Source organism: Candidatus Hydrogenedens sp. (genome assembly GCA_035361075.1).
Classification (GTDB): Bacteria; Hydrogenedentota; Hydrogenedentia; order Hydrogenedentales; family Hydrogenedentaceae; genus Hydrogenedens.
This window is the reverse complement of record DAOSBX010000059.1, coordinates 1-12784: the sequence shown is the minus strand read 5'-3', so window position 1 is coordinate 12784 and position 12784 is coordinate 1. Positions and strand designations below refer to the sequence as shown.

Here is a 12784-nt window from a genome sequence, read left to right as displayed (position 1 = left end):
ATCTGTTAATATTCTTAATTTCCTCAGTTATTATCTACCACTACCAATATCTCAAAACCCTCCCCCCTGAAAAAGAACAAACAGCATAAAAAGCACTTATCTCGCAATAAATATACAATAGAATTATTTATTAAAAATTGTGCGAAAAATATTGAAAAAGGTTATGCATTGTGCTATAGTTATATTATCAAATGAGTTACTAAGTTAATACATTGTTTTTTGGGGTGGGTTAAGCTTACCTTAAAGACACTCTTATTGGCTGAGGGCTCATTACAGTGTAGTTTTATAAAAGTATAATCATAAATGAATTTTTTTAATATGAATATTATGCAGGAGACGTAATATGAATACTAAAAAATTAAAATTTAATGCTTATTTTTTTTATTTTCTTTTTATCAGTTTTTTATTTTCATTGCTATATAGTTTTGATGGATATGCCGTAATACAAATAAGTAGTATTGAGGATTTACAGAAGATAGGTAATGATGTAAATTATCCTTTGAATGAGGAATATCAATTATCTAAAGATATAGACGCAAGTGATACAAGTAGTTGGAATGGAGGTATGGGGTTTGTCCCGATAGGAACTGAGGTAAATCCTTTTACAGGCAAATTTGATGGTAATGGATATAAGGTTCGTAATCTGTATATAAATCGTTCTTCACAGGATTATGTTGGTTTGTTTGGAAGAATCTCATCTTCTGGTGAAGTATTCAATTTAGGCTTAAAAGATATTCAAATAAGTGGTGGATATATTGTTGGAGGTTTAGTAGGATATAATGAAGGAATAATAACGAAAAGTTATGCAATAGGAACTGTATCTGGTTTAGGGGATTATATCGCTGTTTTGGTAGGTTATAATGGGGGCACAGTAGAGACATGTTATAGTTCTGGTTCTGGAACAGGTTCTTATGGAAGTGGAGGATTGGTGGGAGGAAATATAGGTACTATTTCTCAGTGTTATTCCCATGCTAATGTAAATGGAACTTGGGCCGTTGGTGGTTTGGTAGGATATAACTACGGGTCGCTATTAGAAAGTTATTCTAAAGGTACAGTATCAGGGAGTGAAGATATCGGTGGATTATTAGGTTATTATGATGGTGGAACATTAACTTCGTGCTATTGGGATATGGAGAGTTCTGGATTGAATCATTCTGCAGGGGGTGAAGGGAAAACTACTATAGAAATGGAACAAAAATCAACTTTTGTGGATTGGGATTTTGAACATGTTTGGGGAATAAAGAATTATTTCTCCTATCCTTATTTTTTATGGCAGTATGCGGTCCCGGATGTAGAAGGAATGGATGAAGATACAGCAAAGAATGAAATTACCTCTGCAGGTTTAACAGTAGGAACTATCACAGTTGAATGTAGCGAGACAGTCCCTATTGGAAAAGTCATCAGTCAAAGTCCGAATCCCAGAGAACAAGTGGAACCAGGCACATCTATAAATTTTGTTTTATCAGGTATTTGTATTAACAATATAGAAGATTTACAAAAGATAGGAAATGATGTAGATTTTCCTTTAAATGGGAATTATGTTCTTACACAGGATATTAACGCAGATGTTACATTAGGTTGGAATGGTGGTGCAGGTTTTATACCTATAGGGACAAGTGCAAATCCATTTAATGGTAGGTTTAATGGGAAGAGATATAAAATTCACCATTTATTTATTAACCGTCCATCTGAAGATAGTGTTGGTTTATTTTCTTATGTTGGCAGTAGTGGCAAAATTTATGATATGGGTTTAGAAATTAATTTTAGTATATCAGGAGGGACGTTTTGTGCCGCTTTAGTGGCCAATTGTAGTGGCTTAATAGAGCGTTGTTATGCAGTAGGCACTGTAATAGGGGGTAATTATTCAGGGGGGGTGGTTGGCTGGAATAGTGGTATTGTATCACAAAGTTATGCTAATGTGTCAGTTACTGGAAATTGGGCTGTTGGAGGATTAATTGGGTATAACACTTATGAAGTAAAAAAAAGTTATGCTATAGGTTCGGTAAACGGTAATGATAATGTAGGTGGACTGGTTGGTTATAATATCGAAGAAATAGATGAATGTTATTCCAGAGGTTCTGTGACAGGATCAACTTCTGTTGGAGGTTTGGTGGGTACTAATATAGGTTATGTCAGTTCCAGTTATTGGGATATAAATACATCAGGGCAGAATAATTCTACAGGAGGTATCGGCAAAACGACAGAAGAAATGAAGCGACAAGCCACTTTTACAGGGTGGGATTTTGTAAATGTATGGGGAATTGAAGAGGATGAAACTTATCCTTATTTACTATGGCAGTATCTAATTCCCGATGTTACAGGTATGCTAAGAACCTCAGCTGAGAATGTACTAACAAATGCAGGTTTTACAATCGGAACCATTACTGGACAATGTGGAACCATTATTTGGAACAAAGTAATAAGTCAGAATCCTTCCGCTGGAACAGTTGGAAGACCAGGTATGTCAGTAGATCTAACAATTTCTGTAAAATGTATAACCAGTTTAGCAGATTTAGAAAAAATAGGAAATGACCCCGAATATCCCCTCGATGGGGAATATGCCCTGGGAGAAGATATTGATGCAAGTAGTACAATAGAACAAAATTTATGGTCTGGGTTTTCCCCTATAGGAACTGCAAGCAGTCCATTTACCGGAAAGTTTTATGGTAATGGATATAAAATCTATCATTTATACATTAATCGGCCATCACAAAGTTATGTCGGATTATTTGGATATATTGAAACGGGTGGAGAAGTTCATGACCTGTTCATAGAAGATTCCTGGGTTTCAGGAAGGAATCAAGTAGGTATCCTTGCTGGATATAATAAAGGAACAATAAGTCGGTGTTATACAACAGGCTCAGTTGCAGGTGCTAATGATATTGGAGGGTTAATTGGAAGTAATGCAGGGAATTTGTCAAAAAGCTATTTTTCAGGCTTTGTTACTGGATATAATTGTGTTGGCGGGTTATTAGGACGAAATGAACAGAAAACAGTGTCTCAATGTTTTGCAGAGGGAGAAGTATCCGGCGGAACAACTGTTGGTGGACTTATTGGTTTCATCACTACAGGGACAGTTGAACAATCTTATTCTACCGCTTTGGTTCAAGGAAACGGAAATGTTGGCGGTTTAGTAGGTATAAACGGGGGAACGGTAAATTCAAGTTACTGGGACATAAATACCTCGGGACAGAGTGCTTCTGCAGGAGGTATAGGTAAAACCACAGAAGAAATGCAACAACAATCAACTTTCACAGGATGGGATTTTAGTAATACATGGAGCATAATAGATAATGAATCATATCCGTATCTATTAGATTTAGGGGAGACGAAACCCATTACTCCGCGAGTAGAAAAAGAAATAAGTTCTGCAAACGAATTTAACCAAATTGGATATGATTGGAATTATCCCTGGAATGGGATTTATACACTAACTACAGATATAGATTGCAAAGATTTGTTTGTTTTCATTCCTAAAAAGACATTTGCAGGCAAACTTGATGGGAAAAGGCATACAATTCAAAATCTGTATATAGTGAGTGAATTGTTTGAGAGTGAGTATAGAAGTGTATTTGGTGTAGTTTTCGGTGAGGTGAATAATGTAAAGTTAGAAATAAGTCATTTAGAGGGGAATAACCCTACCGGTGGTTTAGCGTGTATTAATTACGGAAATATTTTCAATTGCTATATTGAAGGTCCTATCTCAGGAAATGACAATGTCGGTGGCGTAGTCGGTATCAATTATGGTTCTATTTTACAATGTTATAAAGCAGGTTCTGTTACTGGGGATACTTATGTTGGAGGACTTGTTGGTGATAATTATGGGGTGATACAAGAAAGTTTTTCTATGGGTTCTGTGTCTGGTGAAAGTTACATTGGAGGTTTGGCAGGAAACAATTCGGGGAACATTATAAACTGTTTTACTACTGCTTCTGTAACAGGGACTGACCATGTGGCTGGACTCGTAAGTTACAATGAAGGCACAATCCAATATTGTTATTCAACAGGTGCTGTTATTGGAACTACAATTGTGGGTGGATTGATAGGTGTAAATATAAATACTGTAAGTTCGAGTTACTGGGATATAGAGACTTCCGGGCAAACGGAATCTATGGGAGGGGAAGGAAAAACAACAGAAGAAATGATGCAACAGTCAACCTTTGTGGGTTGGGATTTTATGAATATATGGGGAATTGTTGAAGATTCATTATATCCTTACCTTTCATGGAGATATATTGTCCCGGATGTTACAGGTAAGGAACCGGCTACTGCAGAAGATGAGATTATATTGGAAGGGTTTCAAATAGGAATGATAGATTATCAATGTGATGTACTGGAAACAAATGGAAAAGTTATTAGTCAAAGTCCCTCAGGTGGTTCTCGTGTTACTCCTAATAGCACTGTGAATATTGTAGTTTCGGTAATTTGTATAAATAGTATTGAGGAATTACAAAAGATTGGAAATGACCCGAATTACCCTTCTGATGCTAACTACATATTAGAGCATGATATTGATGCCAGTGATACAATAAATTGGAATGATGGAATGGGTTTTATTCCCTTATGTAGTTCAGATAATGGATTTACAGGAAAATTCAATGGAAATAATTACAAAATAACAAATCTGTATATTAATCGTTATAAATATGAAGGAGGTTATAGTGGATTGTTTTTAAAAGTCGGTTCAGGTGGGGAAATTCAAAATGTGTATATTGAGAATGCCTGGGTTACAGGAGATGAAGGTGTCGGAGGTTTAGTAGGTTATAATCAAGGAAGAATCACAAAAAGTAAACTAAAAGGGGCTGTAATAGGTAGGAATTTCATAGGAGGTTTGGTTGGGATAAATAGTTCTGATTCTATTGTAGAATTATGTAATACGGAAGGGTCTGCCTCGGGGTATATATATATAGGCGGTTTGGTGGGTTCAAATTCCGGAGTAATATCTCAATGTTACTCAACGGACTTAGTAGTGGGTGGTGGATACAGAATTGGTGGAATTGCAGGCTCAAATTACAAAGATATTGTAAAGAGTTATGCTTCAGGTTCTGTTTCTGGTAATTCAGCTGTAGGTGGATTAGTAGGAGAAATTCATGCTTACGCTAAATTGGAGCAAAGTTATTCTTCGGGATTTGTAACCGGAAATATTTGTATAGGTGGTCTTGTTGGTCAAGTAGATGATACGGCTCAAGTAAGCCAGTGTTACTCTGTTTGTGTAGTTAGCGGGACAAGCTATATTGGTGGTTTAATAGGTAGCAATTCAGGTTCCGTGAATGCAAGTTACTGGGATATAGAAGTCTCAGGGCAAACTATGTCTGATGGTGGAGAAGGGAGGACTACTATGGAAATGAAACAACAAGAAACCTTTGATGGATGGGATTTCGTAGATGTGTGGACAAATATAGAAAACATTTCGTATCCTTATTTTCAAATATTAGGAGAAACTCAATCTCCTACCACAAGAGAAGAAAAAGAAATATGGACTTTAGATGAGTTAAAAGACATCGGGAGGAATTGGGACTATCCCTTTGATGCACATTACACTTTAATGGCAGATATAGATGCAACAGATACTATAAACTGGGATGATGGAAAAGGATTTAAGCCTATAATTTGTTTCTCAGGGATATTTGATGGTAATGGACATATAATAAAAAATTTATATATAAAGCGAGAGGAGGAGGAGGTAAGCTTGTTTGGTTACTCTACAGGGATAATTCAAAATTTAGGGTTGGAGAACACCTGGATCTATGGTGGATATATTGTAGGGACACTGTTATCTTTTAATTTAGGACTTGTTACTCGTTGTTATAGTACAGGTTATGTAGGTGGGGATTACGGAGTTGGAGGTCTTGTAACTGTTAATTATCAAAATTGTGGAACAATAGATAAATGTTATTCATCGTGTAGGGTAGAGATAGATTCTGACTATGGAGGAGGTTTAGTGGCTGAGAATGATTATTCTATAACACAGTGTTTTGCAACAGGAAATGTATCAGGATCGAAATACATAGGTGGACTTGTAGGAAGTAATTACGCGGATATTTTAAATAGTTATGCAACAGGTACGGTTTCTGGAGAAAGTAGGGTAGGTGGGTTTATTGGAATAACCGAAACTTTTGTATCAATTAAGTGCAATTATTCTGTTGGTTTTGTATCAGGAGGTTCAAATTATATTGGGGGGTTTGTGGGGGAAAATAGATATCCATCGGGTGGAATAGAAAATTGTTTCTGGGATATAGAAAGTTCTGGACAAAATAGTTCAGATGGCGGAGAGGGAAAAACGACATTGGAGATGCAACAACAATCTACTTATGTTAATTGGGATTTTACAGATGTATGGGGAATTACAGAAGGTCAGACATACCCATATTTATTATGGCTGGGGAACCCATTAATTTCATGTCCTGATGTAGTAGGTGTTAGTCAAAATGATGCGGAGATTACCATTACAGAAGCAGGCTTAACAGTAGGTGCAATCATCGAAGAATGTTCTTCATCACCTATTGGGATTGTAATAAAACAAACTCCAGAGTCTGGCCAATACCTTGCTCCGGGAAGTGTAGTTTATATAACTGTATCTACCGGCCCCTGTGGAGAAGGAACCTCAGAAGGGGAAGGAACCTCAGAAGGGGAAGGAGCCTTAGAAGGAGAAGGAGCCTTAGAAGGAGAAGGAACCTCAGAAGGGATAGCAGAAGGAAACATAGAGGGTACAGTAGAAGGGGAAGGAACTCCGGAAGGCATAGCCGAAGGTCCCCTGGAGGGAACAATAGAAGGAACTTCTGAAGGTGAAGGAAGTTCCGAAGGTAGCACAGAAGGCTCAGTGGAAGGAGAAAAACCACCACATAGTTCAGACCTGAATGGCGATTGGCAGATAAACTTGTCCGAACTACTTCGTGTGGTTCAATTCTTCAATTATTTAGGGTATCATTGTGCTTTACCTGGAGAAGAAACCGATGAGGGATATATGCCGGGATTTGATGGAGATAAAAATTGTCAACCCCATAGTTCGGATTATAAACCACAGGATTGGGTAATTAGTTTGAGTGAACTATTGCGATTAGTTCAATTCTTCAACTTCAATGGCTACCATCCCTGCCCTGATGGCGAAGACGGTTACTGCCCCGGGATTTAAAATAAACTTGACGATTTAGATGTTTTAAAATTAGAGTTTGTCCCAAGCCTAAGAATGTATCATTCATTTATAATTTCTCTTCTCTTATGTTTCAAGAAGATAAATGTCCAGAATACAAAAAGCGGATTTTTTGATTGCATTTTTTTATATTTGTCTAATTTTTGTGTATGGCAAAACATGTATATAGAAACAGAATGAGTTACTGGAACCGTTGAAGGTTTAAAAAGGAGAAATGAGTTATATTTTTGTTAAAATGTGAAGGAAATTTTAAGATATATACAAGAAGGAAAATGATATGGGTTTAGATGTGAATGATTTGTTTCATTTATTTACAAAGGTTCAGGATGATCTATACTATTTTGCTAAGAAGGCAAAACAGGGAGGTGAAAAAATAGCGGGCTTTTTATGTACGTATTCTCCGCAGGAGTTGTTTCATGCAGGAGGATATTTCCCTGTTCGTGTTATAGGTGGGGAAGGAGGCACACCGTTAGCAGACCAATGGCTACAACCATATGCGTGTAGTTTCGCTAAGAGCGTACTCAATTTAGGGCTAACGGGCGATTTCTCCTTTTTAGATTTAGTCGTGTTTAGTCATACATGTGATACGATGCAAAATCTGGCAGAGGTATGGAGAAGACGAGTAGAGGGAATTCCTGTTATTATTGTGTCTACTCCTAATTTAAATGCGGGAGAAATTGCACTTACTTATTTGAAGCGTGAATTAGTCCGAGTAAAAGAAGAAGTTGAAAGAATCTCAGGAGATAAAATAACAGATGAAAGACTTTTAGAAAGTATGAGGCTTTACGAACGACATAGAAATAATATGAACCGCTTATATCAATTAAGACAGGCAAATCCTTCGCTAATGACAGGGACGGAGATGTTTGTAGTGGTTCTTTCTTCTTTCTTGATGAAGAAGGAGGAACACAATACATTGTTGGAAGATTTAATTAAAACGTTGGAAAATGTACCTCCTCAGGAGATAAAGAGACCTCGTATTTTAGTTGGTGGTAGCGTTTGTCAAGCACAAGGATTTATCCAGTCTATAGAAGCAGTGGGTGCTTTAGTTTGCAACGATGATTTGTGTATGGGGTCAAGGTCTTATGTCCTCCCACCTGTACCACAAGGAGAACCCATTGATATGTTAGCACAAATGTATCTTTCCCGTATACCTTGTCCTGCGTTTCATAAACCTGGCTATGACCCTGCGGAGATTTATATTGAGAAGGTAAAGGCAGGAAACATTGATGGTGTAATATTTCTTCAAACAAAATTCTGCGACCCGTATGCTTTTAACTACCCATACCTCCGTAAAAGGTTGGAACAAGAAGGTATCCCCAGTCTACTTCTTGAAGTAGAACAAAATCAGCCTGTTCCAGAGGCATTCCGTACACGGGTCGAAGCATTTGTTGAAACTTTAAATAATAGGTAATGTGTTTCAGCCATGAGCGATTATTTCGTAATAGGACTTGATATAGGCTCCGCAACCGCAAAAGCGGTACTTGTTGATAATGAAGGGAAAAAATGTGCCTATGCAGTTCGCCCTACAGGGGGAAGATTAGTTCAGTCTGCTGAGGATGTGAAGAAGGAAGTGCTATCTAAAACTGGTGTAGTAGAAGAATCGGTTAAAGCGATAATTACCACAGGCTATGGCAGAGATATTGTTCAGAATAAAACAAAAAGTTTGACAGAAATTACGTGTCATGCCAAAGGTGCGTATATAACAATGCCCGATATTCGGTTTGTAATTGACATTGGTGGTCAGGACTCGAAAGCAATTTTGCTTGAATCTGATGGGCAAGTGGGTCGTTTTGAAATGAATGATAAATGTGCCGCAGGAACAGGTCGTTTTTTAGAAGTAATGGCACGAACACTTGGAATCCATCTGGATGAAATGGGGGATATGGCACTTCGCTCTGAGAAATGTTCTAAAATTTCCTCTACATGTACAGTTTTTGCAGAAAGTGAGGTTATTTCATTGCTGGCTCAAGGGGAAGAGATACCATCGGTTGTCTCTGGTTTATGTCGTGCAATTGCGGAAAGGGTATATGGTTTGGCTTCGCGGGTAGGTATTACACCACCAATTATGATGACTGGAGGGGTAGCGAAGAACAAAGGTGTTGTAAGTTGGCTCTCGAAAGTATTAAAGCAAGAATTGATTGTGCCTGAAGAACCCCAAATCATAGGGGCTTTAGGGGCAAGTATAATAGGCTTAGAATGGGTTAAGAAAAATAATGAGACAATGAACAAAATAACACAAAATATATAAAGAAGGAAAAATAAATTTTATGAGTCAGCGAGTTCCAATTCGTTCAACTGCAAAGATGAAAGAGTTAATGGGTTTCTACTATATGATGGCTAAAGCCGCAGAGAACGACCCAAGTCAGAAAATCGCATGGATTACCAGTGGTGGACCTGTAGAAATTTTACATGCAGGAGGTGTAATCCCTATCTATCCTGAAAATGTCGCTGCTATGGCTGGGACAATGAAAATATCAGATGAAATTTGTGCAGTGGCAGAAGAACAAGGCTTTTCTCGTGATTTATGTTCCTATGCCAGAACCGATATCGGTTCTGTACTTTCTGGAAAGGGACCTATTATGGGTAGTGCCAGTCCGAAACCAGATTTTTTAGTCTGCTGTAATAATATTTGTGGTACAGTGACTAAGTGGTATGAAGAATTACAGCGAATATTCAATGTCCCATTGATCTTTATCGACGCACCGTTCCAGTATGGAACGAAAGATAGACCTGAAGCCATAGATTATATGGAAGCACAATTGAAAAAAATGATAGAGCAGGTAGGTGAAATTACAGGAAATCCTATATCCTGGGATAAGTTAATGGAAACATTGGAACTTGCAGACCGTGCGGTAAAATTATGGCGTGAAATTCAAGATTTGCTACAGCATAAACCTGCTCCGATGAATTCATTTGATACCTTTATTCATCTGGCTCCTATTGTAACGTTACGTGGGACACAAGGCTGTATTGAGTATTACGAATCGTTAAAAGCGGAGATGTTAGAACGGATTGAGCAGGGTATCGGGACACTTGAGAAAGAAGAGTATCGATTAGGATGGGATAATTTAGCAATATGGTATAAGATAAAGTTTTTATCAGAACGGTTTTCTCAACATAATGCCGCACTGGTTGTATCTACTTATACACGTAGTTTCTGCTATCAGGCGGAAGATAGGGATATCTCTAATCCACTTCGGGCAATGTCTGCAGATTATTTGGCAGGTTATATTAATCATGGTTTGGATTTCCGCGAACGGGAACTATACCAGATGGTGAAGGACTTTAGTCTGGATGGATTGGTAATGCATTCTAACCGCTCCTGTCGTGCCTATTCATTCGGACAATATGAATTAGCCCGAACAATGGAGGATAAATACGGTGTTCCCGTCTTATTGATTGAGGCAGACCAAAATGACACTCGCATGTGGAGCGATGAGCAGGTTGGAAACCGTATAGACGCTTTCATGGAACGTGTCGCCAGCAAAAAGAAAAGAACTTAAAAAGTATAAATATATAACATTTAATCAAATTTATGGGGGACTGTTTTGAAAGTTTTATACAATTTAGGCCATGCGTCGCATAATGCTTTTTGATGTTCTTCAGGATTAGAACGATAAAATAAGCGATGTGGAGTTGCTTTTGATACCTGTTCAATTTCAAAATTGCCATCAGGAAATGGCTTAAAATGAATGGGGATAAAAGATGGAGAGATAGTTCGGTCACTGGCTTTTCGTTCTGAAGTGGGGATTATCTGATAACTTCCATCTGCACGTTGAACAAGTATCCGTTTACTTACTTCTAACCATACATCCGTTTCCCAGACATTATGTGACCTTTGAAACAGAGCATTTTTGTCCGCTTCAGACGGTTCTTCTTCCAATACTTGTAAGAAGTCTACACGATTGGAACGGCTATGGGAATATGCAAGGTAACGGAGTAAACGTGGGTCTATTTCCTTCATAAATTCAAGATTAGGCATAAGCCAATAGGTATTATAATTACCCAAAGCGAATGCACTATCCTTATCGGCACAGGGATAGATGTATATTGGAATGTCTGCGGAAAGGACACGGATAAACGCTTCAGGGTCTAACTTTACATTCCATTCCAGTAGTTTGCCAGGCGGATATGAGCCTGCACAAAGATGGAATCGCTTTACTTTTTTGCGGAGCAACTCTGGGAATTGGTTCATTGCAACCGCGATAGGTCGTGCTGAACCGAAGGACACTACTTCTACAGGTTGCGAGGATTGCTCTAATAACGATTTGAAAAGTTGTATTCCTTGATTTTCAAATACGCCACGTATCGTTTGAGGGTCTGACGTTCTTGTCATCGGTACAAATGGACATGGAGCACATGGCACTGCACGGTCGAATAGATAATTTAACTGCCAGACAGGAATAACACCTGGCTCTCTGCCTCCTGTTGGGTCATTATACCATCCCTGCTCACCTTCCCCCTTATATTTGGTGCGATACCGTTGGCTAACATCCAGCAACACACCTAATAGGTCTATCTCTGGAATCGCATAGGGGAAAATTAAATCAACTGTATCACCAAAATCCTGGGGTGGATGATATAGGTCTGTTATGTCAATAACTGGAATACGATTTGATGATAAGGTAAATGGTGGTATTTGTGAACTTCCTAATAGACCTAAACCTGGAATTCCCAACGAGGTTATCGTAAAAAAACTACGGCGACTTAACCTTTTCATATATTCCATCCTTATTTAAGTTGGTTATTATTCAATTTGTGTATTATATTGAAAACATTTATAAAATATTCTTTTGGTTTTTCTAATTATTTAAAGGAGGGAAACTAATATAGGTTTTTCAACTGTATATGGAATTGGTTATTTTCTATAGTTATTTCACAATAACCACCGTTCCTTTGCTGTGAATAAAAAAGAGGAGGTGAACATAGATAAGTAACAAGTGGATTGACCTCATCTCTGTTCAAACTATAATGGTGAACATGCCCCGCAATATAGAGTAGCGGAACTTTAGTTTGTATAAGCACTTTGCGAAGCGAATCTGCATTTTTGAGCCTACGTGAGTATGACGAATAATACTCTGGGGTCTGGTGCAAAATGGGATAGTGACCACAAACAATAGATGGACTTTTTAGAGATGAGACTATCTCCTTGAGTTTTTGTATCTGCTCGTTATCTATTTCACCGCGAGAAGAAATAATATTGGGACGGACAGTGTGTAGAAAGACGAGTGATGTGCCGTCGGATGATGGAATAACTGTTGGATATGCATCTGATAGGCAATATTCCTTGAAGATGGTTTCATATCGCCTTCTCCGAACCGCCTCAAACGTGTAGTAGTCATGATTCCCAGGAATAACATAAACGGGAAAACCACCCATACGAATGTTATCAATAAATCTCTTAGCAAGATAGAATTCTTTTTCATGAGCAGTTACAGTTAAATCACCAGATATCATTACGGCAGAATTTTTATATTGATTGAGTACCTTTAAAAACTGTTCCACACGTGTGAAATCGAATCTCTTTTTACGATTAAGTTCCCAATTTAAACAACCTAATATCCGTTTATTAAATAAACTTAACATATTTTTTGGAAATTCATAAAAATGCAAATCTGTAATATGAATTAT

Annotated in this window: 6 protein-coding genes; 4 read left to right on the top strand and 2 right to left on the bottom strand. The window is 37.8% G+C overall.

The window, feature by feature from the left end:
* Window positions 1-343 precede the first annotated feature (343 nt).
* The 4 genes from PLJ10_12915 (at window position 344) to PLJ10_12900 (ending at window position 10656) form a co-directional block, all read left to right on the top strand.
* Window positions 344-7132, top strand: coding sequence for a PASTA domain-containing protein (locus PLJ10_12915; protein HOK10546.1), 6789 nt, complete (start codon window positions 344-346; stop codon window positions 7130-7132).
* A 295-nt stretch (window positions 7133-7427) separates the two neighbouring features.
* A complete protein-coding gene (locus tag PLJ10_12910; GenBank protein HOK10545.1) occupies window positions 7428-8564 on the top strand; it encodes a 2-hydroxyacyl-CoA dehydratase family protein in 1137 nt (378 codons plus the stop codon).
* 12 nt (window positions 8565-8576) lie between these two features.
* Window positions 8577-9401: an acyl-CoA dehydratase activase gene (locus tag PLJ10_12905; protein ID HOK10544.1), complete on the top strand. Its 825-nt coding sequence runs from the start codon at window positions 8577-8579 to the stop codon at window positions 9399-9401.
* Window positions 9402-9420: 19 nt separating this feature from the next.
* The gene (locus PLJ10_12900) at window positions 9421-10656 is read left to right on the top strand and encodes a 2-hydroxyacyl-CoA dehydratase family protein (GenBank protein ID HOK10543.1); all 1236 of its coding nucleotides are present in this window, start codon (window positions 9421-9423) and stop codon (window positions 10654-10656) included.
* 20 nt (window positions 10657-10676) lie between these two features.
* On the opposite strand, the gene PLJ10_12895 is transcribed toward PLJ10_12900, so the two are convergent.
* Window positions 10677-11873, bottom strand: a complete 1197-nt coding sequence (locus tag PLJ10_12895; protein ID HOK10542.1) for a hypothetical protein — start codon at window positions 11871-11873, stop codon at window positions 10677-10679.
* Window positions 11874-11977: 104 nt separating this feature from the next.
* Window positions 11978-12784 (bottom strand): metallophosphoesterase (locus tag PLJ10_12890; GenBank protein ID HOK10541.1); only part of this gene is annotated, 807 nt, incomplete at its 5' end.

Coding starts and splice junctions, on each gene's coding strand:
- PLJ10_12915 (HOK10546.1), top strand. CDS start 344: ATGAATACTAAAAAATTAAAATTTAATGCTTATTTTTTTTATTTTCTT.
- PLJ10_12910 (HOK10545.1), top strand. CDS start 7,428: ATGGGTTTAGATGTGAATGATTTGTTTCATTTATTTACAAAGGTTCAG.
- PLJ10_12905 (HOK10544.1), top strand. CDS start 8,577: ATGAGCGATTATTTCGTAATAGGACTTGATATAGGCTCCGCAACCGCA.
- PLJ10_12900 (HOK10543.1), top strand. CDS start 9,421: ATGAGTCAGCGAGTTCCAATTCGTTCAACTGCAAAGATGAAAGAGTTA.
- PLJ10_12895 (HOK10542.1), bottom strand. CDS start 11,873: ATGAAAAGGTTAAGTCGCCGTAGTTTTTTTACGATAACCTCGTTGGGA.